This window comes from Peptoclostridium acidaminophilum DSM 3953, assembly GCF_000597865.1.
GTDB lineage: Bacteria > Bacillota > Clostridia > Peptostreptococcales > Peptostreptococcaceae > Peptoclostridium_A > Peptoclostridium_A acidaminophilum.
The window spans coordinates 2,076,063-2,099,777 of record NZ_CP007452.1; the positions used below are offsets into that span (position 1 = coordinate 2,076,063).

The 23,715-nt window shown below is 47.4% G+C and carries 24 protein-coding genes; 10 read left to right on the forward strand and 14 right to left on the reverse strand.

All coding sequences use genetic code 11. From position 1 onward, the window contains the following. Positions 1-8: 8 nt before the first annotated feature. From EAL2_RS10140 to EAL2_RS10150, 3 genes are all read right to left on the reverse strand, one after another. Complete coding sequence (locus EAL2_RS10140) at positions 9-3,131, reverse strand: S-layer homology domain-containing protein (protein ID WP_025436272.1); 3,123 nt, start codon at positions 3,129-3,131, stop codon at positions 9-11. Between the two features lie 276 nt (positions 3,132-3,407). Beyond that, positions 3,408-4,793, reverse strand: a complete 1,386-nt coding sequence (locus EAL2_RS10145; protein WP_025436273.1) for a S41 family peptidase — start codon at positions 4,791-4,793, stop codon at positions 3,408-3,410. Positions 4,794-4,949: 156 nt separating this feature from the next. After that, positions 4,950-5,120: a DUF362 domain-containing protein gene (locus EAL2_RS10150; RefSeq protein WP_025436274.1), complete on the reverse strand. Its 171-nt coding sequence runs from the start codon at positions 5,118-5,120 to the stop codon at positions 4,950-4,952. 316 nt (positions 5,121-5,436) lie between these two features. On the opposite strand from EAL2_RS10150, the gene EAL2_RS10155 reads away from it, so the two are divergent. Then, positions 5,437-6,498 (forward strand): S-layer homology domain-containing protein, encoded by a 1,062-nt coding sequence (locus EAL2_RS10155; protein ID WP_025436275.1) that lies wholly within the window; start codon positions 5,437-5,439, stop codon positions 6,496-6,498. Positions 6,499-6,752: 254 nt separating this feature from the next. Here EAL2_RS10155 and EAL2_RS10160 read toward each other — a convergent pair whose 3' ends face one another. Both EAL2_RS10160 and EAL2_RS14865 read right to left on the reverse strand, forming a co-directional pair. After that, entirely contained in the window at positions 6,753-7,589 is an 837-nt protein-coding gene (locus tag EAL2_RS10160) for a DegV family protein (RefSeq protein WP_025436276.1), read from the reverse strand. Between the two features lie 64 nt (positions 7,590-7,653). Next, on the reverse strand, positions 7,654-9,393 hold the full coding sequence (locus EAL2_RS14865) for a transglutaminase domain-containing protein (protein ID WP_158408921.1): 1,740 nt from the start codon (positions 9,391-9,393) through the stop codon (positions 7,654-7,656). Positions 9,394-9,670: 277 nt separating this feature from the next. Here EAL2_RS14865 and EAL2_RS14870 point away from each other — a divergent pair, with 277 nt between their 5' ends. From EAL2_RS14870 to EAL2_RS10205, 8 genes are read left to right on the forward strand one after another with little or no spacing between them, the layout of a single operon-like run. Then, positions 9,671-10,165 carry a Na+/H+ antiporter subunit E gene (locus EAL2_RS14870; RefSeq protein WP_025436278.1) on the forward strand — a complete coding sequence of 165 codons (495 nt, stop codon included), beginning with the start codon at positions 9,671-9,673 and terminating at the stop codon, positions 10,163-10,165. Next, entirely contained in the window at positions 10,162-10,419 is a 258-nt protein-coding gene (locus tag EAL2_RS10175) for a monovalent cation/H+ antiporter complex subunit F (RefSeq protein WP_025436279.1), read from the forward strand. The genes EAL2_RS14870 and EAL2_RS10175 overlap by 4 nt, the downstream gene beginning before the upstream one ends. Then, a complete protein-coding gene (gene mnhG / locus EAL2_RS10180) occupies positions 10,416-10,751 on the forward strand; it encodes a monovalent cation/H(+) antiporter subunit G (protein ID WP_025436280.1) in 336 nt (111 codons plus the stop codon). The genes EAL2_RS10175 and mnhG overlap by 4 nt, the downstream gene beginning before the upstream one ends. Position 10,752: 1 nt before the next feature. Then, complete coding sequence (locus tag EAL2_RS14875) at positions 10,753-11,292, forward strand: Na(+)/H(+) antiporter subunit B (protein WP_025436281.1); 540 nt, start codon at positions 10,753-10,755, stop codon at positions 11,290-11,292. After that, positions 11,285-11,545, forward strand: coding sequence for a hypothetical protein (locus tag EAL2_RS10190; RefSeq protein WP_025436282.1), 261 nt, complete (start codon positions 11,285-11,287; stop codon positions 11,543-11,545). Before EAL2_RS14875 ends, EAL2_RS10190 begins: the two co-directional genes overlap by 8 nt. Then, positions 11,542-11,955 (forward strand): MnhB domain-containing protein, encoded by a 414-nt coding sequence (locus EAL2_RS14880; RefSeq protein WP_025436283.1) that lies wholly within the window; start codon positions 11,542-11,544, stop codon positions 11,953-11,955. Before EAL2_RS10190 ends, EAL2_RS14880 begins: the two co-directional genes overlap by 4 nt. A gap of 20 nt (positions 11,956-11,975) precedes the next feature. Next, entirely contained in the window at positions 11,976-12,311 is a 336-nt protein-coding gene (locus tag EAL2_RS10200) for a sodium:proton antiporter (RefSeq protein ID WP_025436284.1), read from the forward strand. A gap of 2 nt (positions 12,312-12,313) precedes the next feature. After that, positions 12,314-13,918 (forward strand): complex I subunit 5 family protein, encoded by a 1,605-nt coding sequence (locus tag EAL2_RS10205; protein ID WP_158408922.1) that lies wholly within the window; start codon positions 12,314-12,316, stop codon positions 13,916-13,918. 2 nt (positions 13,919-13,920) lie between these two features. On the opposite strand, the gene EAL2_RS10210 is transcribed toward EAL2_RS10205, so the two are convergent. The 4 genes from EAL2_RS10210 to EAL2_RS10225 all read right to left on the reverse strand — a co-directional run bounded on the left by EAL2_RS10210 (position 13,921) and on the right by EAL2_RS10225 (position 17,802). Further along, a complete protein-coding gene (locus tag EAL2_RS10210; protein WP_025436286.1) occupies positions 13,921-15,519 on the reverse strand; it encodes a DEAD/DEAH box helicase in 1,599 nt (532 codons plus the stop codon). A gap of 314 nt (positions 15,520-15,833) precedes the next feature. After that, on the reverse strand, positions 15,834-16,583 hold the full coding sequence (locus EAL2_RS10215) for a peptidylprolyl isomerase (RefSeq protein WP_025436287.1): 750 nt from the start codon (positions 16,581-16,583) through the stop codon (positions 15,834-15,836). A 158-nt stretch (positions 16,584-16,741) separates the two neighbouring features. Next, positions 16,742-17,437 carry a hypothetical protein gene (locus EAL2_RS10220; RefSeq protein WP_025436288.1) on the reverse strand — a complete coding sequence of 232 codons (696 nt, stop codon included), beginning with the start codon at positions 17,435-17,437 and terminating at the stop codon, positions 16,742-16,744. A 98-nt stretch (positions 17,438-17,535) separates the two neighbouring features. Continuing rightward, positions 17,536-17,802: a hypothetical protein gene (locus EAL2_RS10225; protein ID WP_025436289.1), complete on the reverse strand. Its 267-nt coding sequence runs from the start codon at positions 17,800-17,802 to the stop codon at positions 17,536-17,538. A 238-nt stretch (positions 17,803-18,040) separates the two neighbouring features. Between EAL2_RS10225 and EAL2_RS10230 the strand changes: the two genes are divergently transcribed. Then, positions 18,041-18,451, forward strand: a complete 411-nt coding sequence (locus EAL2_RS10230; protein ID WP_025436290.1) for a CvfD/Ygs/GSP13 family RNA-binding post-transcriptional regulator — start codon at positions 18,041-18,043, stop codon at positions 18,449-18,451. A 103-nt stretch (positions 18,452-18,554) separates the two neighbouring features. On the opposite strand, the gene sppA is transcribed toward EAL2_RS10230, so the two are convergent. From sppA to EAL2_RS10250, 5 genes are all read right to left on the reverse strand, one after another. Further along, positions 18,555-20,246 (reverse strand): signal peptide peptidase SppA, encoded by a 1,692-nt coding sequence (gene sppA, locus EAL2_RS10235; RefSeq protein WP_025436291.1) that lies wholly within the window; start codon positions 20,244-20,246, stop codon positions 18,555-18,557. Beyond that, entirely contained in the window at positions 20,221-20,346 is a 126-nt protein-coding gene (locus tag EAL2_RS15840; RefSeq protein ID WP_278246856.1) for a hypothetical protein, read from the reverse strand. Before EAL2_RS15840 ends, sppA begins: the two co-directional genes overlap by 26 nt. A gap of 37 nt (positions 20,347-20,383) precedes the next feature. Beyond that, positions 20,384-21,679 carry an S-layer homology domain-containing protein gene (locus tag EAL2_RS10240; protein WP_158408923.1) on the reverse strand — a complete coding sequence of 432 codons (1,296 nt, stop codon included), beginning with the start codon at positions 21,677-21,679 and terminating at the stop codon, positions 20,384-20,386. A 97-nt stretch (positions 21,680-21,776) separates the two neighbouring features. Beyond that, entirely contained in the window at positions 21,777-22,790 is a 1,014-nt protein-coding gene (locus tag EAL2_RS10245) for a dihydroorotate dehydrogenase-like protein (RefSeq protein WP_025436293.1), read from the reverse strand. A gap of 676 nt (positions 22,791-23,466) precedes the next feature. Further along, positions 23,467-23,664 (reverse strand): hypothetical protein, encoded by a 198-nt coding sequence (locus EAL2_RS10250; protein ID WP_025436294.1) that lies wholly within the window; start codon positions 23,662-23,664, stop codon positions 23,467-23,469. Positions 23,665-23,715: the final 51 nt, after the last annotated feature.

Sequence of the window (23,715 nt, forward strand, 5' to 3'; positions counted from 1 at the left end):
GTATCTAGTTATTCTGCAGGTGTCACTTCAAACACTATGTCAGCATCTCCTGTAGATGCTGCTGGTATAGTTAGAGTTCCTGTAGCAAGTACAGTCACACCATCTGCAGCAAGTATATTAATAGTTATAACATCACCAGCTGCAAGCAGATCAGTTGCTAGGCTTCCGATATCTGTAACAGCACTGTTTAGATCTGGATCTTCTTCATAAACTATTTGGAATTTGGCTGCATCTGTTACATTAGACTCAGTTATAGTTATGTCTACTGGGCCAAGTCCTGTAACTACTACATCTGCTGTTGCAGTAAGCACTTCAACTAGTCCATCTATCGCAGCATTTATAGCAGCAACCTTAGCATCAACTAGTGCTTGTGAAGTTTCTGGAAGAGCTAGTGCAGCTGTAAGATCAGCAAAGCTTTCTGCTGTGTAATCATCTGCATCTAGTGCAGCAGCTGCTAATTCTGCTGCATCAAGAGCTACTTTGTCTAGTGGTGTGTTGTGTGCATCGTAAGTTGCATTGTAAAGAGCTGTCTCGTCGTCCATGTCGTATATCTTCACAACTTGAGCTTTAGCATTCTTAACTGCAACTGTTACATTGTCTCCTCTGTCTATGTCAGAGAAGTCCTTAACGTCGCCTTTTTCGTATACTACAGCGTTTGTTTCTACTCTAACTGATACTGAATCGTCGCCTTCTATAGTTATGAATCTTCCGCTTATGCTAGTTACTTCACCTGTGTACATTGTAAAGTCATCAGAGTCAGCAGGGTTCATTATGTCTACAGTTCCGTCAGTGTTCTCAGTGAATATTGCTATCACTCTTCTCTCTGGAACATTTGCTATTCCAGCGCTTACTTCGAAGTCTGCATTTTCAGCCACTCCGTATTCAGCTACTTCTACGTAGTCATCTCCAGCTTTAACCCACTTGTTAAGAACGTAAGCCGCTCTTTCATCGTCAGAAGTTATTTTGCTTACAAGAGCAACAAATCTAACCTCATCCTTGTCGTTAACGAATACTATTACGTCTCCGTTATCTCCTTTTCCATCAAGTGAAGCGTAGTCAACAACGTTAACATCTTCAAAGTCATTTCCAGCTTTTGTTCCTTCAAAGTAGTCGAATACAACTACGTTTGAAGATACGTTGTACCACTTAGTTCCAAGCTTAAGGCTGTCAGACTCGAAGTCGTCACCAAGCGTACCAGATACAGCAGTCCACTTGCCGTCATCAGTTGTTCCATCAGCATCTGGTCCAACTTTTATCATAGAGTCTATTTCGCCATCTTTGTTAAGTGTGTACTTAACTATGTCACCTTCTGCACCATCTATAGCCATTTCAGTAGCATAGCCTTCGAATTCAGCTGCATCAAAGTCAACATCGTATCTAACTACCGACTCATCTTGAGTAAGCATCTTAACCTCTACAGAGCCGAAGCTTACATTTGTTGCTGTTATAACACCATACATATCTGCAGATGAAGCCTTAGCGTCTGTAGTTATGTGTCTTACGTATCCCTTAGCGTCAAAAAGAAGAAGTGCATCAGCATCGTCATCTGTTATGTCGTCAAGAGCGTCTATTCCATCAGTGTCATTTATTAGGTATACATCTTTGTCTTCATTTGAAGAAACTGTAGCGTTTGAAGCAACGTCATAAGCAGTTCCGTTAAGTCTTACTTCTACAACGTCTCCGCCAGAAGTTCTGTATCTTGTAACATCACCAGTTACAGATTCTTTTACTACTACTACATAAGCTACTTCGTCCTTGCTTGCAGCTTCTTCAAGGTCGTCTCCAGCCATGTTTACATCGTTGATGTATGCAACGTCATTAGCTTTTATATCTTCAAGCTTTATTATGTTTCCAGCATTGTCCATAACTACAACCTTATCGTAGTCTTTAGTCTTGAACGTGTACTCATCATCAGCGTCGTCTATACGATAAGTAAGAGTTGTGCTATCTGCCTTAAGAGCTATTACAGCGCCGCCCTTTTCAAATCTTTGAGCGTCTATAACTTTTATGTTGCCTTTGTTGCTAAGAACAGCCTTAACAAAAAGGTCGCCTTTTCCAGCTTCAGCAGCAAAAGTTGCCATGTTTACTGACTTGTTGTCAAGGTATAGCTCATAATCATCTTCAAAGCTGTACTCTTTGTCAGCTTTTATAAGAGTTATTTCGTCTTCGTTAACATTTTCGTCAGGATCTACTACATCGTAAAGAACTCTGAAAGGCTTGTCGCTCTCTTCAACGAAAACAACGTCTTTGTCATTCTCATCTACATAAACGTTAAGCGAAAGTCCTAGAAGGTTTGTAGTGTCTACCTTGTCTATAACATCGAAAACAACTACATCATCTTTGTCATAGTTTACTTTTTTAACGTCGTAGTCTTTGCCTATTACTACTCTTACCTGGTCTTCGTCTATTCCACTATCAACCTTAGGAGTAGCAGTAACTACAGCTTCTTCAAGCTTGTGTATTCCCATCTTTTCAGCTAGAAGAGATATGTCTGTCTTAACATACTTTATTTCTGTTCCTGTAAGTGTTCCGTACTCTTGAATCTTTATAACGTCAGCGTCAAGAGTGTTGTTAAGCATAACAGCCATTGATCCTCTGTCAGCAGTTCCTGTTGGAGAGTATACAACGCCGCTTGTTATTCCTTCTTCTGCAGCCTTAGCTACATAGTTTCCTGGCCAAGTTCCTGGAAGGAATGAATCCTGATATCCAAGAGCTCTTACAAGCATTGTAACAGCTTCTGCATATGTAACATTCTTAGCTGGTCCAAATGTTCCATCTGGGTATCCTTTAAGGATTCCTTGTCCTACTGCTACGTTAACGTATCCAGCAGACCATCTGTCAGCTTCAACGTCAGAGAACTTAGTTGGTCCCTGTGCAGCAGTTGCTGCCGAACCTAGTCCTAGAGCCTCAACTAAAACCTTAGCGAACTGCTCTCTTGTTACGTCATACTCTGGATGGTATTTACCATCTTCAAAACCTTCTACTATTCCGAATGCTGCAAGTCTTTCAACCGCTTTTACTACTTTAGAATCTTCGATTCCTTCAGTAAGCGGACCTGCAGCGAAGCCCATGCTCATGCTTCCAAGTATCATTGAAAGTACAAGCACTAGCGACACTAGTCTTTTTTTCATAACTTAATCCTCCTTTGATTTGTTTAAATATTTTTGTGCTTCTAGGGTTTTAACCCATTCTACATTGTGATTATACCACCTAATTTTGTTTTCAGTCAACAACGTTACAAAATTTGTAACATTTCTGTAACAAAGATTAAGCGACATAACTTGATGTTTAAGCTACTCATATTATACCGTCAAACACGGCTCGATAAACATTACAAATATATTACACGGGATTTTTATTGATAATTATCCACTAATACAGCTGTCTCATTCATCTTAAATAATGATCTATATCTGTTGGCTTCTCAGATACTCAAGGGCCTTGTCCAGCTGGTTGTCCATCTGGTCTGAAAGCATGAGCTTTGTAAAGCTCTCTGAGATAGCACCCAGGGTGGTCTTGTCCGCCACTCCGTAAGGATAAAGTCCCTGGCTGCTTTGGAAGGCTGACACAGCCGCCGTTGTCGATTGCCCGTATATTCCCTTTGAATCTGTCGTCTTAAAGCCCAGCGCCAAGAGTCTTTCCTGGAGGCCAAGCACGTCAAGTCCAGCGTCACCCGCTTTCATAGCCTTGTCAGTAGGAAGAGCCTGCAGCTTTCCAAGATCCACAATACCCTCAACATATCTTTCTGCGACTACATCAGGCACCAGACCAGTATGGTCTATCGACCTTCCCGAAGGAAGAAGATATTTGGCTATAGTAAGCTTTATCGCCTCGCCATTTTTAAGGTTGAGTACCTTCTGCACCGTTCCTTTGCCATATGTGTTCTTGCCGACAAGCACTCCTGACTTGGTGTCCTGGATTGCGCCTGCAAGTATCTCCGATGCAGATGCCGAGGATTCGTCGACAAGCACGGCCACTTTAGCAAACCTTACATTTCCGTATGAGGGATAGCTGTTTTCTGCTCCGTCCTTGTATTGTATCTTTACTATATTTCCCTTCGGTACAAATTCCTGAGCTATGCCGACTACATCGAGAAGGCCCCCACCTGGATTTCCCCTAAGGTCGAGGACAAGCTTGTTTATGCCCTTTGCCTTCAATTCTTCAATTGCTGTCAGAGTATTCTGTGTTGCCGTCTTGTTGAACTCGGTTATCCTGATATAACCTATTCCGTTCTCAAGCACTCTTGATTTCACAGGATTTATTACCACGTTGTCTCTTATTATTGAAACCTGGAAGCTCTGGCCTTTTCTTTCTATGAGCAACTTGACCGCTGTTCCCTGGGGTCCCTTGATCTTATTTACCACGTCAACGAGATTCTTGACTTCACCTATTTCTTTTCCGTCGATTGCCTTTATTATGTCTCCTGGAAGAAGGCCGGCCTTTAGAGCTGGTGAATTTTCAAGGGGTTCTACAATGGTCACATTTCCATTCTTGAGAGCTATCTGGGCTCCTATCCCTGAAAAAGTCCCCTGTACATCTTCTGTAAACTGCTTGTTCTCCTCGGCGTCAAGGTATGTGCTGTACTTGTCGAGGGAGTCGTACATTCCTTTCACAGCTCCGTCAATTAGCTGGTCTTCTGTCACTTCATCCACATAGTTGTTGAGTATATACTCCTTTGCGGCATTGAAGAAGCTCATGTCCTTATTGAAGTCTTCCCCGAAGGACAGGCTTGTGAAGCTCATTACAGCTATGAGCGCTATTGACGCTGTTCTTTTGAGTTTGCTTGCAATCATTAATACACCTCTTTCCTAATAGAATATCTTTAAATTACCGTATGCTTTGTTTCATATTATAAGAGTATACCACAGTAAAGAGTTTTTATAGAATTCAGGAAAACAAAAATAAAAAAACTGCCAGCAGTTTGATATGCCGGCAGCCTTGTTACATTATTATTCTGGTTGAGGAGCGTCTACTGGACATACGCTAGCGCAAGCGCCACAGTCTATGCAAGTAGCAGCGTCTATAACGTATTTTCCGTCTCCAGCGCTTATAGCGTTAACTGGACATTCAGCTTCGCAAGCTCCGCAGTTTACACATGCATCAGTTATTTTGTAAGCCATGATAAATTCCTCCTTTGATTTTTAAGCAATTTTTGTTAGGCCTTTCAAGTTATATTATAAGGGTATCGGGTGGTGTTTGCAAAGTGGATTTGCGAAAAATCAATGTATTTTTGTGAAAAAACAGTCAACAGGGCTGTGGGGAGTTTGATGTGGATTTGGTGGATAACATTGCTTAAGTGCGTGGTTTTCTGCAATGTGCCTGTTGATAAGTCTGTGGGTTATGTGGATTGCTTCACTGGGGATGTAAATAACGTGTGTCTGCTCCGATGTCGTGGGTATTAGATGTATAAATTATATCTGATTAGGGGTGATTTATATGACAAAGAAATTCAAAGCTGCTGTTGCAACTGGATTGGCGCTTGTAATGCTGCCTGCAAGTTCTTTTGCGGCAAATTTTTCTGATGTTAAGGTGTCTGACTGGTTTTATCGTGGTGTGCAGCAGCTGGAGGTCAATGGCATTGTAAACGGTTATACCGGGGGCGTTTTTAAACCGAATAATACTATTACCCGGGCCGAATTCCTCAAGATGGTTATGGCATCCAATGGTTATAAGCTTGAATCTCTCATTGGTGAATACTGGGGCAAGGTTTGGCTGGAAAGAGCTTATAAGGACGGTCTCTTGGATGATTTCGACAAAAGATTCTTTTCGATGTCCAAGGTGAATGAACCTATAACTAGACGAGAAATGGCAAAGCTTATTGCTAACGCTGTTCAGCTTTATTCTTCAGACAAGAACATTTATTCCTACATAACTGATTTTGACACAATTGAAATGGAGTATAAGGAGTATGTAGAAAAAGCTTTTTTCAGCGGTGTAATAACAGGCTATCCCGACAACTCCTTCAAGCCGTACAACACTCTTACAAGAGCCGAAGCCTGCACTGTTGTTCTTAGAATGATGGACAAGGACGAGCGACAATATCCTACATTATCGATTTATCAGAAGAGGCTTTCGGAGACAAACAACTTCATTAAAAGCTATGAAAACAATTTTACATTCAATAAAAACACAGGCACAAGCTTCATATACAACACAAACACATCCGATAGACCTTCTCTAACGACACTAGCCAGAAACGACAGCTTCAAATATGATTTTATTATCGACGTAATGACAGAGAGCCTCAAGCAACTTAATGGATATGACTACCTGATACGATATGATGTCAACATGAACAGCGACGCCCAATATGTACTTAACGAATACCTAAAGCTGATTATGCCAACAGACTATGCAAAGATCATAGCCCTCGGCAAGCAAAACTACGCAGCCGGGTTAAACAGCACTAAGACAGTTCAGCTTGGAGGTTGGACGCTCCAGTATGCCAACTCTCTAAATGGCGACTCGAAGGTAATACTCAAGATATATCGCCGCTAACATCCACTTCGCAGATTGCATCCTGATATTTGAGCAACCTGGATTTTATTATTTTCCTACGTGCTGAAGCCGATGTGTGCAGGCATTCTTGGATTTCGTTTTGCAATATTTCCAGACGAATTAAAACCCACAAAATCCTAGCAATTTCGAACTGTCCGAGCAACGCGAGTTTTCGAAATTGCAGATTTTGCGGGTTTTTTGAGTCATAGGAAATATCAAAACAAAGCGAATGCCAAACACATCGCTCAGCGCGCTTAGAAAGAAACCACTATCCCGCCTTCCCCGGCATACACCGTAGTAATCCCCCTGGCCTCGACTATTATGACATCCCTGAAGGAGTACTTCTCCTTGATTTCGTCCCTCAGCCTTTCGGCCTTCTCCCTGCAGTTGACATGGGATATTCCAAGCACCCTGCTTTCCATGCCCACTGCCCGCTCGCCAACGAGCTCGACGAGCCTTCCGAAGGCCCTGTTCGACCCCCGAGCCTTCTCCACAAGGTATATGTTCCCCTCCTTGTCGGCGCCCATTACAGGCTTTATGGAGAGCACGTTTCCAATGAGGCCCGCCAGACGGCTTACCCTTCCGGCCTTGATGAGAGTATCAAGCGACTCGAGTATGAAAAGCGTGTTCATGCCTGCAATGTAACCTTCCACCTGCTCAACTATCTCCTGCGGCTCGAGTTCCTGCTCTGTAAGCTCCCTTATCTTTAGCCCGATGAGAGTCTCGGCCGAGGTCGCGCTCTTTGAGTCGAAAACGTGCACGAACGTGCCTGCTCCGCCCTCTTCCTTCATAGTCTTTGCGACCATTGCGCTCGAATAAGTGCCGCTCAGCTTCGAGGAGAGCGTCACTACAAACACATTTTCAGCGTCTTGATACGAGAGCAGAAAGTCGTGCGGCGAAGGGGCCGCCGTCTTCGGCCCGTTTTGGGACTCCTTTATCAGCCTTATGAGCTCGAGCGGATCGAGCTTTTCATCGTCCCGCAGCTCCAGCTCGTCCACTCTTATCGTAAGCGGCACTATCTGGGGCTTTACGTATTCATCTATGTATGCGCTTCTGTCGAAGCAGCTGTCTCCCACTATCTTGTATTTCACCGGCGTCATCTCCCTTCGTTTTCAGATGAGTCATTACTATTTATAATATACCACCGCTTGGGGCTTAATCCACAACGAAATATAAAACTACCGGCTTTTCGAGGCTTACGCCTTCCGAAGAGCTGACATCCTTGCTTATGCACAGCCTGTAGCTTTTGCCCTTTATGTAGCCCTCAGCCGGAGGAATCACCTCTATTTTGTTGTCATTCTCACCAAACACAGCGCAGGCCCCGCTGTCCAGGTCTCCCTGGGTGACCTGCGCAAGACCTGGGATGCCGATTTCCTTTGAAAGGGCGCTGCTGAATTCCACGGTCCATTTTTTATTGGGATCGATTTCCGTTTTGTAGTCTATGACCTCAGCTTCGGAGCTTTCGGCGGGGTCTTCCACTATCACCGTGCACTCGTCTGAAATTTCAGTTCCCTCAACTGTAGCCCTGAGTATGCATATGCCTCCTGAAAGGGCTGTTATATTACCGCTTGAGTCAACCTGGGCAACCTCTGTATCGCTGGAGGTCCATATTATGTCGCCCGAGGCTCCAGCCGGATAGATTCCGCAGCCCACGCTGATGCTGCCCCCCTTTGTGATTCTTAAACTATCCTTATCAAGCTCTATGCTCTGGGGAGCCAGCGGCTCCAGGTATATGACTTCCGTTTCGTCCGTGCTTTCATTCATGAATGCCAATTCATTACCGTCTATGCTTAAGTATGTAGAATGCACGTCGTTTATCATCTCTGTAGATGAGCCATCCGTGCTGGTCCTGTATATGTATCCTCCCCGGGAATAGTTGCTGAAATATATCCAGTCGCCATATCCACAAAGGAAAAGCGATCTGTCAGGGCATATCAGCTGTTTGCCGCTTCCGTCAAGCAGCATGCTGTAGAGCTTGTTGTCGATGCTGCTGTTACTGTAATACAATTTCCCATCCATTGTTACAGGATACGTAACTTCATTCATGTAGCTGTATTTCTCGCTTGTGCAGTCGGGATATGCTGTTTCATCCCAGAAGTGGTCCTGGGACATCCTCTCGTCCGACAAGTTAAAGTATGTATATATTGTCCTGCTTTTGACGTCGGGAAGCGGGTCATCCCATGTCAGGTCGCTGTGATACCATTCGCCGTCAATATTTGCCATGTTCCAGGCGTGGTTCATAGACTCGTCGCCTGCCACTATCCGGGCCTGCACTCCCGCCTCTTCTAGCATTTTGTAGGCAAGCAGCGAGTATCCCTGGCAGACGGTCTTGCCGTATGCCAGCGCAGCGTATGCGCTGTGCTCCTCATAGCTTGTGTCGTATTCGACGTTTTTGACTATGTAGTCGTGTATTGCCAGCTCCTTTTCAAAGCTTGTCATGCCTGGCGAAACTATTTCCAAGAGTATATCGTCTACTCTCGAGTCAACATAGTCCTCCTGCTCCTTGGTAGTCAGGTACGTCAGTTCGTAGTATATGCTGTAATTCCCCGGATAGCCGCTGTAGCCGTATCTTATCGATGTGTACGAGAATCCGAGATAGTCATCGGATGCTATTGCATTTTCGAAAGCCGCTCTCATGTCGGCCAGCATGTTGCTCGTGCCGCCCGTGTACACCGCCTCAAATCTTGGCCTTCTTTCTGTCATGGCGTCATACAACATCGCTTCAAGCTCCTCCAAGGAGCTTACATATGTGACGCTTTCCAGGCTGCGCATGTCTGCTTTTGCAGGTGCTGCAGGCAGGTCCTTGTATATACGGTTTATGTACTCCGCTTCGGCCTTTTCGAATATACCCTGCTCCTGTGCGTATGAAAGACTTGAAAAAATTGCTGTAACCATTAATATTATTAATGTAAGTAATGTCCTTTTAGGCTTCAATCCCATAAAATCACTCTCCGCTCCCGACCGCAGCAAAGGCGCAGCCGATTGAATAATTTGCATGTTTGCAAAAATTATTATCGGCAAAAAAGTCTGTTTGCTTACCCACAAATTACAGCTTTCATCAAAAACATTACAAAACCCTATCCACAAACAAAGGGATTTGCGGTGCTGCGGAATAGTTCAGGTTCGTTATGGGTAAAGATAAAATATTCTATAATTCACCGGAGGTCATATAATGTCATGGCGCACAATAAGGCTCTCGCTGGCCCTTTTCATATTCTACATGCTGCTTACAATTGACTTTTCGGCACTGAACATAGGCGCCGGCCTCATGCTCTCTATTGCCGTGTCGTACTTTTCAGCCAGGGTGCTCTACGACCCTGCCGGCGACTCCATTGAGGAAGTCAGGATACCCGGGCCGCTCAGGCTCGTTTCGTACCTGCTGTTTCTGCTGCTTTCAATATACAGGGCGTCGTTTCGCTACATGCTCCACATTATAAGAAACGATGAGGAGCCGGCGGCCCTTAGGATAAGGCTCCATACGTCGAACCCCTTCGTCGTCTCGCTTATCGCCAACTCCATAACCTTAACGCCCGGCACCATAACGCTCTCGTCCAAAGGCGACGAGCTCACGGTGCTTTGCATAAAGGGCGATCGTGACTACGAGAGCCTGCGTTCAGATATAATCGAAGGTTTTGAAAGGCAGCTGACAAGGAGGATGCGAAAATGATTATGACAACCATTTACGTGATAATTATAGCAATATTCCTGCTCGCCCTAAAGGCGGCCTTCGGGCCCACCGTGTGGGACCGCCTGCTCGCGCTCAACCTCATATCGGCCAAGACCGTAATGCTGCTGACTGCATACTCTGTGTACACTCATGATTCCCGCCTTCTTGACATATCAATGTCGTACGTCATAGTAGGCTTTCTTGGAGTGGCGCTGCTTTCGAGCTTCATCTTGAGGGGGGGACGCCAGAAATGATGATAATAATATCAAACCTTATGCTCGCGCTCTGCTGCTTATACATGGTGTTCGGCCTCGTCGGGATATTCCGCTTCCGCAACATTTACGCAAGGCTCCTGACGGGCAGCAAGATAGACACGGCCGCCATGATAACGCTGCTGCTCGCGCTCATGCTAAGATCGGGCCCGGGGATATTCTCGGCAAAGCTGCTTGTCATACTTCTTTTCATAATAGTCACGACTCCCATAAGCAGCCACATAATAGCCCGCTCCGCGTTCGATTCGGGGCTCCACGTAAAGCTCATCGAGGAGCAGCCGGGTGCGGCTGAGTCCGGAAAAGGAGGCGAGTAGCATGCTCGACATTCTGCTGCTTCTCATAGTGGCCTTAATAGCCGTTGCTATAGTCGTTCATACGGACCTTTTCAACATAGTGATACTCTACTCCATATTCTCGCTCCTTTGCGCGACGCTCTACCTTGTGTACATGGCTCCCGACGTGGCGCTCGCGGAGGCCGCGATAGGAAGCGCCTTCGTGCCCATGATATTCATAGTGGCAATATCAAAGCAGCGGGAGTTCATAGTGCTCTCAAGGCTCGAGGACGGCTTCCTGAGCGCGGGGTCGGACGGATCTCGCCCAGGCAGAGGCTATGTCATACTAAAGGCGCTGTGCAGGCAGTACGGCCTCAAACTCGTGCTTTGCCCGAGCGGCGAGGAGAAGGCCTGCCGCATACTCGCAAGGAGCAGCGCCGACATATTCGTGTACGAGGAAGACGGCGAGTACATAATGGAGGGCAAGGGCTCGAGCCTTATAATGGAGCGGCTCTCGCACATGCTCATTGACCACGAGGACATAAGCCTTGTGCTTACTGGAGATGATGAAAACTATGATTAAAAAAACAGCATTGGCATACATGCTTGCAATCTGCCTTTTTTACTTTTCAAGGGCGCTCACAGACGCGGGCGAAGGGGCCAGCAGCCTCTCGAGGGATTTCTACCTCGAAAACGGCTACTCCGACACGGGCGCGCGAAACATCGTTGCGGCCGTATACCTTGACTACCGCCTGCTTGATTCGATATTCGAAACGAGCCTGCTGCTGCTTACTATAGCCGGAGTTGTCCATCTGGCAAGGGAGGGTGAGAGATGAGGCTTTCAAGCCTGCTTGTAAACATTGCGCGCTTTATATTCCCGTTCATGCTCATGTTCGGGCTCTATGTAATACTCTACGGGGACGTTTCGCCGGGCGGGGGCTTCCAGGGCGGAGCCATACTCGCAAGTGCGTATATAACGGCCTACATAGCCCGCGGCGAGAGGATATTCGAGATGGGCAGTCTGGTGCTCCTCGAGAAGCTGCTCTACGTTCTGATAGTCGCCCTGGCCCTTGTTTCGGTCTTTACAAAGGGCGAAGCGTTCACAAGCTTCATCCCCCCGCTCGAACCGCTTAATGTGAGACGGCTTTTCCTCATTGCCATGAACATGCTTATTGGCTTCAAGGTGGCTCTTGGACTCACTTCGCTGTTTTCAGCGTTCGTGGAGCAAGAGTCGGTGGACGACTGATATTGAAAAAGGAGGCCTCTATGCAGATTCTGCTCTCAACCGCAATAGTGCTCATCGGGTTTTACGGCATGTGCACTTCCAGAAACATAATAAAATCAATAGTGTGCCTGAACATATCGCAGGCGGCCATAGTTCTTGTATTCCTGAGGAGCGTCTATTTCGAGGGAGCCGCATTGCCAATTATAGGAGCCCGCAGCGCCTCCGAGATGGTAGACCCACTCCCCCAGGCGCTTATGATAACGGCAATAGTCATAGGCGCCTCCGTGACGTCGCTCGCTCTTATGATTTCAATAAAGCTCTTCAGGGCCTACGGCAGCCTTGACTGGAGGACTCTGCTCGAAAGGAAGGATAGATGATTATGTCGCTACATCTCATGCCCGCATACATAATAGTAATTCCAATAGCGTTCTCAATAGCCGCATACCTGCTGCCCGAAGCGTGCTCGAAGTGGGTTTCAGCGCTCTGCCAGACCCTGCTTTCGCTTGCCGCCTTCCATTATTTCGCGGGCATATTCGACATGGACATCCATGTCATAACGCTCGGCGGCTGGGAGGATTTTGCCGGAATAACGCTGCGAAACGACCACATATCCATGGGCTTTGCCGCCATGGCCATATTCCTGTGGTGGTGCGTGCTCATATACGCATTTTTCGAAAGGCTCAGCAAAAGCTACCTCTTCTTCCTGCTTTTTCTCGAGGGGACGTTCATGGGGCTCATAATGAGCAACGACCTTTTCAACCTGTTCGTGTTCATAGAGGTCGTGACAATCCTCTCTACAATGCTAATCACATACAGGGGCGACGGCTCCTCGCTGCGCGCAGGCTTTTACTACCTGCTCTTCAACAACGCCGGGATGCTGTTTTACCTAATCGCCTTCATAATACTCTACCAGGTGTGCGGCACGCTCAACCTGCAGCTCATGAAAGAGGCTGTCCCGGCCTACATGGACGAATTCAGCGTGAAGCTCGCATACGTGCTAATCACCGCGGCCTTCGGAGTCAAGTCGGCCTTCTTTCCCGTATACAACTGGCTGCCCAAGGCCCACAGCGCCGCGCCTTCTGCAGTTTCAGCGCTCCTCTCGGGGCTCCTTGTAAAAAGCGGGCTCTACGAGTTCATAAGGCTCAACGAGGTGTTCCACTACGCCTCGCTCGATCTTTTCCTTGCCGCGGTGGGCGCTGCGACAGCTATGCTGGGAGTCACGTTCGCTCTCTGCCAGAAGGACATAAAACTCATACTGGCCTTCCACACGGTCTCGCAGGTGGGGATAATGTTCATGGGTATAGGGCCCTTCAGGGGCTTTGCCTACTCAGGCGGCATGCTCCACCTTGTAAACCACGCCATGTTCAAAGCGCTGCTTTTCCTGTGCGCCGGAATGATAGTCTCCGACTACAAAAACAGAAACGTTACGCAGATACGCGGCGTGCTCTTTAGGTTTCCGCTGCTCTCGCTCTTTATGATAGTCGGCATGCTCTCTATTACCGGCATGCCTTCACTAAACGGCTACATAGGAAAACACATAATAGCCGACTCTGTAAAGCACATATTCTGGGAAAAGGCGGTGCTTGTACTTGTAAACATAGGAACTGCCGCATCCTTCATAAAGATATCGCAGATATTCACGGCCGACTACAGGAACCTGAGGATTCCTGTGAAGAAGTTGGGACCCGAGTACCTGCCGCTTTTCCTGCTCGCGTCGAGCTGCGCCCTGCTGGCGGCGTACTACAGGCAGCTGGCCTCGTGGCTGTTCGAGCTGCCTATACCGGTCTTTACGCCGTCGGACCCGATTCACATGCTCGAATACGGCGGAATACTGGCTGCGGGCTACGGCGTATACCATTTTTTCATAAAAAAAGATCCTCCCTGGGTAGGGAGGATCCGTAATACCGATATTTCGTTTGAAAACGCATGCGTTCTGCTGCTTGGCTTTGTGTGCATAATGAGCGTTATTGTAATGGGGCTTTGATATTAGTTCCTGCAGTTGGCAGGCTCTATAGCCACTGCGTGGCCTCTTATCTCTGCTCCGTTCATTGCGCTAAGAACCTGTCTGCAGCTGTCCTTTGTAACCTCTACAAACGTGAACTTCTCGTATATGTCTATCCTGCCGACATTCTCGCCCTTTATTCCGGATTCTCCGGCTATGGCGCCTATTATGTCCTTAGGTCTAAGCTTTTGCTTTCTTCCCGCATTGACGAAAAGTCTCACCATGCCGGCTTCTCTTGCTCCCGTGTTGTCGAAAGTGCTCTCGAACACAGGCTGCTCTTCTTTTGTCTCTACCGGGTTGCACATCATCGATATTACAGCTGCAAGCAGAGCTTCAGGCTCCATTGCGCTGCCCTCGATAAGTGATTGCGCAGCCTTGACATACGACTTCTTGACTGAACCGCTCGCCTTGGCAAGTATTTCCTCAAGAGTCTTTTGTATTCTTATCTTCTCAACGTCCTCAAGCGACGGTGGAGCTATCATTTTTATAGGAGCTTTTGTATAGCTTTCAATTCTTCTCAGTCTTGAAACCTCTTCACCCCAGGCGAAGCTGAAGGACATTCCCTTCTTGCCAGCTCTTCCTGTTCTTCCTATCCTGTGGACGTAATACTCTATGTCCTGAGGTATCTGGTAGTTGAAAACGGCGTCAACGTTGTCTACGTCAAGTCCTCTTGCCGCAACGTCTGTCGCGATAAGAACCCTTATTATGCCGTTCCTGAACTTGTTCATTACGCTGTCTCGCTTTTGCTGGCTCATGTCGCCGTGGAGAGCGTCTACATGGTATCCCATTGACGAAAGCTCAAGAGCAAGTTCGTCCACGCCTTTTTTAGTGTTCATGAATATCAGCGAGAGCCTTGGAGAATGTATGTCCAGAAGCCTTGATAGCATCTGAGTCTTTTCTGCTGATCTGACCTTTATATATGCCTGCTCTATGGCGTCAGCTGTAAGGTTTCTGCCTTCCACCTTGACTACCTGTCTGTCTTTTTTCTGGAATCTTTTCGAAAGGTTCATTATCTCCTTTGGCATTGTGGCCGAGAAGAATACTGTCTGTCTTTCTGAAGACGATCCTGCTAGTATCTTTTCTATGTCGTCCCTAAAGCCCATGTTGAGCATCTCGTCAGCCTCGTCAAGTATTACGAGCTTGAGAGAGTCAAGCTTTATGGTTCCTCTTTCTATGTGGTCTATTACCCTGCCTGGAGTTCCGGCTATTATCTGCACTCCTCTTTCAATGGCCTTAAGTTGTATGCTTATAGACTGTCCGCCGTATATGGCAAGCGTCTTTATGCCTTTCTTGTGCTTGGATACCTTCTTGAGTTCTCCTGCCACCTGAACGGCAAGCTCTCTTGTAGGGCAAAGCACCATTACCTGAAGTGAGTTGTCGGCTGGGTCTACAGCTTCAACTGCAGGTATTCCAAATGCCATTGTCTTTCCTGTTCCTGTCTTTGCCTGGCCTATTATGTCGTGGCCCTGCATAACCATTGGTATAGCCTGCTCCTGTATTGGAGACGGCTGCTCGTAGCCAAGTTCCTTTACTGCCTTAAGAATCTTTTCTGATAGTCCTAACTTATCGAATCCGTTTGTCATTTATAAATCGTTCCCTTCGTATATGCGCATAGCGCGAGTGTCCAGCTTAAAGCAAGTGCAATCCCAAATCTGTCTGCAATCCAAATAATGCAGTAATATCTGCGTAAGATGACTTGCAGTTGCGGGGGGTATGCTCTAACCAATAAGCGCTCCACTGCTAGTCACCATATATCGCCAAACTCAAGGAAGTTGCCTGATAAAGTACAGCCGAAGGAATTACCCTTCGGCTGAAATGTTCCTGCTTCATGCCGGCTTATTGATTATATCTTTAATAGCCGAACATTACAAGCATTATTTTTAATTATGACCGACGTTTAACCTAATATTTCCACGCTGTACTTGCTTCTCATCTGGCTAGTCTTTTCGTTGTAGGCCTCGTTCTGCTTCTTGCCGAGAACTATCCTTGCCACGTCTGCTTTAGCCTCTTCGTAGCTCTTTTCTTCCTGCTCGTGCTTTTCGCCCAGCTTGATTATGTGGTATCCGAACTGAGTCTGGAACGGCTCGCTCACAGCTCCGACTTCCATTGCGAATGCAACGTCCTCGAATTCCGGAACCATCTTGCCTCTTGTGAACATGCCAAGATCTCCCCCGCCGCTGCCTGATGGGCATTTCGAGTATTTCTGAGCAGCCTCTGCAAAGTCAAGTCCTTCGGCTATCTCATCGGCTACTTTCTTTGCCTCTTCCTCTGTCTCAACTAGTATGTGGCTTGCCCTTGCAGATTCCTGGCTTACGAATGAAGCCTTGTTGTTTTCGTAGAATTCCTTAGCCTCTGCAGGATCAACGCTTATAGCCTGTAGCAGGTTTCTCATTGCGTACTGCTTGAGAAGGTTAACCTTCACCTGCTCCATTTCCGCAATAAAAGCCTCTTCCTTGTCAAGTTCGCTTTCAAGGGCGTCAAGGTAGAAAAGCTCCTGGTTTATTATCTCATCTAGCAGCTGCTTTCTGCCTTCCGGCGAGTAGAACTGCATTCCCTTTTGTGGTCCAAGGCTCTGAAGCAGGAAGTCCACGTCTTTTTCTGTAATCTCTCTGTCGCCAACCTTGGCTAAAACTCTATTTTCTTCCATTTTGTAGGTCTCCTTTTTGTGGTTGTGGTATGTCGGGCAAAACTCCAGCCCGCATATATTATTTTGTCAGTTTTTCGTCAATTCTGCAAGGGCAAAATTAAGCCGCATGTCCAAAATATGGATTCATGCGGCCTTTAGGTTTGCCTATTGTGGATTTCCTATATGTGTCTTAGCATGTCTTTTGAATAGCTTGAATAGTAGTTGTCATAGCCGCAGTCGGCCGCCTCGCGAAAATGCATCCTGGCCTGCGGGTACTCGCTTTTGGCGTAATAGTACCTGCCCAGCAGATAGCTTGTGTATATGCCTTCGAATTCCTGGTCTGTGTAGAGCACGCTCCTGCCGGGAACTATGGCCTTTTTGCCCTTGAGCCTCTCGTACTCAAGGAGTGTGCTTTCAGACTGCTCCTCCCTGCCGTTTAGGAGCTCCAGCAGCGCCCTAAGGAGCACTATCGACGGCAGCTGCACGAGCCTTGCCGCCTCGCTGGCATACTCGAGCGCACTTCTGAGGTGCTCGCCCCTTATCATTAGATTGGCGCTGTAGAGGCTAAGGTAAGACGCCTTAAGGTTGCGATCGGCCGAGCTTGGGTCTATCCTGCCCAGGTATTCCATGGAGCAGTCAATATCACCCTTTCTGTTGCACGCCATGGCGGCGTTGAAGTCTATGTGGCTAATATGCTTTTTGTCCGTCTTTCTGAGCTCCTCGAGCCTGCTTATGAAACCGTCGTAGTCTCCGCTTTTTATGGTCTGCATGAAGCTTCCGGCCGCCTTGAAATACACAAGCGCCCCGGCTGCGAGGCCAAAAAGCAGGGCGACCCCTATAAATAAAAGCGTTGAATCTATGTAGAGCCAGTCCATATCGCTCTTCCTCCCTTCAAAAAAAGACGGGTTTTCAGGGCATTATCCCCAAAAACCCGCCTTATCTATACTTGCTTCCCTAGAGGAGGGGTGTTTATCTAGTCCTGCATCATTTCGTGTATTTGTATCTCTATCTTCTTGATTTCGTTTACCAGGGCTCTTATGGCGCTCTCATCAGGAACCTGACCGCTGGCGTAGGCCTTGTATACAAGGTCGCCTATCTCATCCTTTTTCTTTTTGATTTCGGCTTCGAGCTTTGTCTTTTCAACCATGTCCTTGCCCTTTTCTACTATATCGCCCGCCATCTCGCTTGATTTTTTTACAGCCTCTTTAGTCTTTTCAGTTATCTTGTCTAGTATTCCCATACTGCACCCCCTGAATTTCTTTTTTATGCCTTGCGGCATCTTATACTTTTTATGATACCCAGAATTTAGTTATGGAATCATATATATGCATTTTACCGACTGCCCTATCGTGTGGACTTGGCGCCATTTTTTATTTTTTTGATAAATTTTATCCTCTTTTCTGGTTTATTCTATCAGGATTATGGTATTTATGGTATTATAGACTATATATAATTATATGATAAATAGGAGTGTTATAATGTCAAAATTCGAACCCGGAATGATTGTAAAAGGAAAAGTTACTGGTATTAAACCGTTTGGCGCTTTCGTAGCTCTGGATTCCAATACTCAGGGACTAGTCCACATATCTCAGATTACCCACGGCTTCCTCAAGGATATAAACGAGGCGCTTACAGTGGGCGACGAGGTGGATGTCAAGATACTTACAATTGATGAGCAGTCAAAGAAGATTTCTCTTTCTATAAAGGATGCCAAGCCTGCTGAATCCGAGCCTCCAAGGCAAAGACCTGTGCAGCAGCAATATCAGCAGCATGCCAGAGGTGGCGACGCTGGTAGCGCCGGTGGTGGCGGTTTCGACGACCTGCTCAAGAAATGGATGAAGGATTCCAACGAAAGACAGGCCGCGCTTAACAAGAGAACTTCCAAGTAATCTCAGAACAGTTTAAATGCAACTTAAATGCAACTTAAGTGAAAAACAAAAACCTCCATATGGAGGTTTTTATTTTTGCGCCTTATTTTTAGCCTGGCCTTTTCTAGTCCAGTTCATACGGCATTAGCATCAGCGGCTCCTCCCTGATTTCAAGGAGCTTTTGGCATTCTATCAGTATATCCTCGATAGGGCCTGCAATTTGCAGGTGTTCAAGCTGAGCTCTTGCTATGTTGTCCCTTAGGACGCGCGCCATGGTCATGCTCTTTTTGCCGCTTTCTACAAGCGTCACATCAGAGCTTCCAAGCCCTGTCTTTTTCGCCATGGCTTCTATTGCATCACCCAGATTTCCCACCTCATCTGCAAGGCCTATCTCTACCGCCTTATCTCCTGTCCATACTCTGCCCTGGGCGTAGCCCTCGAGTTTTTCCATGTCCATGTTCCTGCCGCTTGAAACCCTCTGCTTGAACTCTGCGTATACATTTTCTATGCTCTTTTGCAGGAGCGCCTCTTCATCCGCTGAGAGACCCTTTGAAAGGTCGAGCGTGCCCGAGTATTTGCCGCGCTGGAGCCGCTCTACGTTCACTCCCAGCTTTTCGTATATGCCCTCGAAGGTCGGTATCACGCTGACTACGCCTATAGAGCCGGTCAGGGTCTCCCTGCCTGCGAATATCCTGTCGGCCTGGCAGGATATGTAGTAGCCTCCGGATGCCGCTACGGGACCCATCGAAACGTACACGGGCTTTTTCTCCCTCGCCCTTCCTATGGCGTCGTATATTATCTCGGACGCCAGCGCCGAGCCGCCGGGCGAGTTGACCCTTATTACTATGCCCTTTATGTCCTCGTCGTCTGTGGCGCTTTCTAGTTGTCCGCAGATAACATCAGGTGTTATAACTGATTCCTTCCTTATTATAGACGGGTTTACATCGTCCATGTATATGCTGCCTTCTGCGAATATGATGGCTATGCTGTCCTTGCCGCTCGCCTTGCTCTTGCTTACATTGGGCAGCGCCGCGTATTCCGATATGTCCCTTAAAGGCGGCTTTTCGCCGTCCTTTTTCGAGAGCGTCCGGAGAAATCTTTCATAGTGCATAGTTTCGTCTATGAGGCCCTTTTCCCTGGCCTCAACGGGACTTATGAATGAGAGCTCGCCCGAATCTATCATCTGGACTACCCTTTCCTTTTCTATGTTCCTTGATGAGGCTATGTCCTCCACCAGGCTCGCGTACCTGCTCTCGAGGAGCGTGCTCACCTGCTGCCTCATGCCCTCGGACATGGCGTCGCGCTCGTAGGTTTCGCCGTAGGTCTTGTACTCTCCTGTGCTCAGCACGCTGCACTTTATTCCTGCCTTGTCAAAAAAGGTCTTGTAGTAGGGGTAAGACGCGTAGTAGCCCGGTATGCTGAAGCTCGCCGCCTGCGAAGGCGTCATTACTATCTTGTCTGCCAGCAGAGCGGCCCTGTATGAGGACGCGTCTGCCCCGTCCCCTGCGGCGTAGACCTTCTTGCCGCTTTCCTTGAATTTTTCAACACTCACTCTAAGCTCGCCTATTTGCTGCGCCGGAAGGCTCAGCGAATCCATGTCGAGTATGAGGCCCGCCACTTTCTTGTCTGTTGCAGCGTATTCTATGGCGTCTAGCACGGAGAAGAAGTCTGTCTGTCTCTGTATCTCCCAGTCCTGCACGTACATGTACGGGCTTTCCGATATGTCGCTTGGAAGCGAGACCTCGATGTACGTCCCTGGCTTGACTGCCTTGGCCCTGGCCGAGAACAGGCTAAAGCCCCAGTATATTATGAGCATCGCCAGCGCCACTACAAGGAGCGTAACCGTGAGGCTGTAGTAATTTTTTTAGTATGTCTAGTCCGAAGGTCTTTGCTATATCCATTATCCTGGCTGCCATAATCTCCTCCTGCGTATTTGTTTTGTCTTCTATGCAGCTAGTAGAGCTTGCTTAGGGCCTTCGCGCACTGCGCCCTTGTGGCGCTGGTTTCGGGATCGAAGCCCTCGTATATGAGGCCCCTTCTTATGGCTGCGCTTACGTAGCCGTCATACCAGTTCTCGCCCTCGAATCTGGCGGCTATGCCCTCGAGGCCCTTGGCCCTGACGAGCATCGCGACTATCTGCGCTCCCGTCACGTTCTGGTCTGGAGCGAACCGGCCCTTGCCTATGCCGTTTATGAGCTTCTTGCCCACGGCCGTGTATACGGTCTTTTCGGCCCAGTGGTCTTCAAGATCCTTGAAGGTTATGGATTCCCTTGCAGGCGAATTCTCGTATCCCAGCGCGTACACGAGGAATTTTGCGAACTCGGCTCTTGTCACCTTGAGACTGGGCCTGAATGTCGAATCCGGATATCCCGAGGCTATACCCCTGTTTACAAGCTCCATCACCTCAAGGTATGCATAGTCTGTTCGCCTTAGGTCCTTGAACATGTCTGCATTGTGGAGCTTCTTGAACACAGAGTAGCCGTTCTCATATTCCTTGAGCGCCAGCAGCGCTGCGCACGTTGCGGCGTAATTGTAGGTCTTGTTGCTCGAGCTCAGCGAATACGAGCCGTCCGGAAGCTCGTAGCTTCGCAGCCTCTCGTAGAGCTTCTGGTCGTCCTTGCCCATGCTGTGCTTTGCAAAGAAGGCCCATGCCAGCTTCTCGCCGTTTTTTTCGGCGGGCAGCTTGGCTTCTATATATGAAAGCGCCCTGGCCGCCGCCTCCTCGGACTCTATGCCGAGCGCCTTGAACGCAAGCACCGCTTCAGATGTTGTCTTTATGTCCGAGGGCTTGCCGGCCTCGTAGCCGAAGCCTCCGTCGGAGTTTTGCTTGGTCTTGAGCCACCTTAGCGCCGAGGACTTGTCATAGCCGTTGTCCCATGCGCTGTAGAGTGCTATTATCCCCCATATGTGAGCCCTTACCGACTTTTCGCCCGTGCCGTCCGTAAAGTCGGCCAGCTTCCCGTTTTTCATCTGGGAGCGCTTTATGATGCCTGCGATTGCAGACACGTCCCTGCCCAGGGCCTTGGAAGCCATCAGGAATTCCGCCTGCTCGTATGTAGAGTTGGTCGCAAGGCTCTGCGGAAGCGCGTTTGCCGGCATGCCCATGTCGGCGCTGTAGCTTGCTATTATGCCCCACACGCCTGCGCCTTCTGATGACAAGCGGTATGCCGTGTCCTCGCCCAGCGCGTACGCAGGGCCTTGCGCTGCCAGCATTATTATAGCTGTTATGATTGCCGTTAATTTTTTCAAAACCATCACCGCCTCAATTGAATTCTCGCTGTAAAACAAAAATCCCGGCAGGCGAACGCTGCCGGGACTCACCTGCAAGCCTATATGACTCCGACGACTATCTCATCGGCTCTTTTATTAGTGATTCAAACGGCTTCATTAGAAGATCCACGTATTGCGCCCTCTCGTATGCGTAAGGGTCCTTGAGGTTGCTCTTTGAGAGCTTGCCCCTGAAGTCCTCTATGTTCTCGTAGCCCTTGCTGTCCATCCACTTCGCTATGTCCTCGAGCATTATGCCCACATGCCTGTAGCCGTGCCTGTATACAGAGCTTACGACCTGGACGCATTTGGCGCCTGCAAGCAGCATCTTGATAACGTCGTCGCCCGAGTCTATACCCCTCGAGCTGCATATGTCGGCTGCTATCTTGCCTTCGAGAAGTCCTGTGTATCTCAGCGGCAGCCTCATCTCGTCGCTTGAGCTGAGTGTCATGTCGAGCTTTGTCTTCTCGCTCTTTACATCTATGTCCGACTCATAGAGCCTGTTGAAGAGCACTACTCCGTCAACTCCACCCTTTGACATCCTGTGGACCACGTTCATTATGTTTGTGTAGAAAGGGCTTATTTTCACGGACATTGGTATTTTTATGGCTTTCTTGATATCCGTCAGCTTTTCAAGGTGCTCGTTTTCTATGAATGCGGCGTCAAGGTCGACCCTTTTGGGGATTGAGTACAGGTTCAGCTCAAGACCGTCAACTCCCGTGTCCTGTAGCTTCCTGGCGTATTCCAGCCATGTCTTTCCATGCACTGCGTTGAGGCTTGCTATTACAGGAATGCTCACGCTCTCCTTTGCCTTTCTCAGCTTGAGCAGATGCTCCTCTATGCCTGCATGCTCCAAATGGGGATGCATAGTTATCATCTCAGCATGCCTTTCGTCGTACTCCTCAAGGTCCGCATCGAGCTCGAGCTTTTCAAGCTGTATCTGCTCCTCAAAGAGCGACTTGAATACTATCGCGGCGACCCCCGCCTCCTCGAGCCTTTTTACGTTGTCGAGATTGTCGGAGAGGTTGCTTGCCCCCGCTATTATAGGGTTTTTCAGGTGTATTCCCATGAAGTTGGTGCTGAGTCTTTTCATTAAAATTCCTCCTTCTAATATATAAGCGTTCTAACCGCCGCAGCATTGCGTTTTTTGTACATAGTCAGACTGTTTGCAATCATTCAGTTTACATATTTCTTACCCAGTTTTGAAGTTTCAAAGCAAAAAATGAAGTCATAGAAATAGTTGGAGAGGCTTTTTGGGGATTAGTGTTTAGATTGTGATTTTAGAGGTATAAATTTAATACATAATAATAAATAACAAAGGATCTGATTCCACCACAGAATTCAGGCAAGACAACAGACACTCGCGGAGATAAAAAATAATTCTCCAAATACATAACGAAGGGAGTCGATACCACCAAAACAGACAGAACTCACACAGTATAATCTGGAGATAAACCATAATTCTCCTAATACAATATGAAAGGAGACGATTCCACCATAGAGTTTAATAATCAAACCGAAATTCCGGAGATAAACCATAATTCTCCTAATACGAATATGAAGGGAGACGATTCCACCATAATATGACTAACTTAGATGAAAGTTCACTTTAAAAGGCCGATGTTGAAAAAATTCAATGTCGGCCTTTTTGTTTTTTGACTTTGTAAAACTCGATATGCAGACAGAAATCAAAAAATCCCCTTCCTGAATATCCGGCGGGGATTCTAATTCTTATTGATATATGAAGTTGCCATGCGCAGCAGCATTATCTACACAGGCTTTTTGAGTTTTTCTTGTGTGTAAGCCGCTTTTCTTGGGGCTGTGAAATCAACGTATATGACCTTGCCCATGTCTTTTGTTTTAACGTCTTTGCCTGATTTCGCGCCGGCTTTAATGTCAATTTTTTTTGCTTTCAACATGTCCTTTGCTTTTGTTTTTAAACCATCTATAAATGTCATCCAGTTCATAATGTGTCATCCCCCTCGAAGTATGTTTTTTTATTATACTTTATTATATAC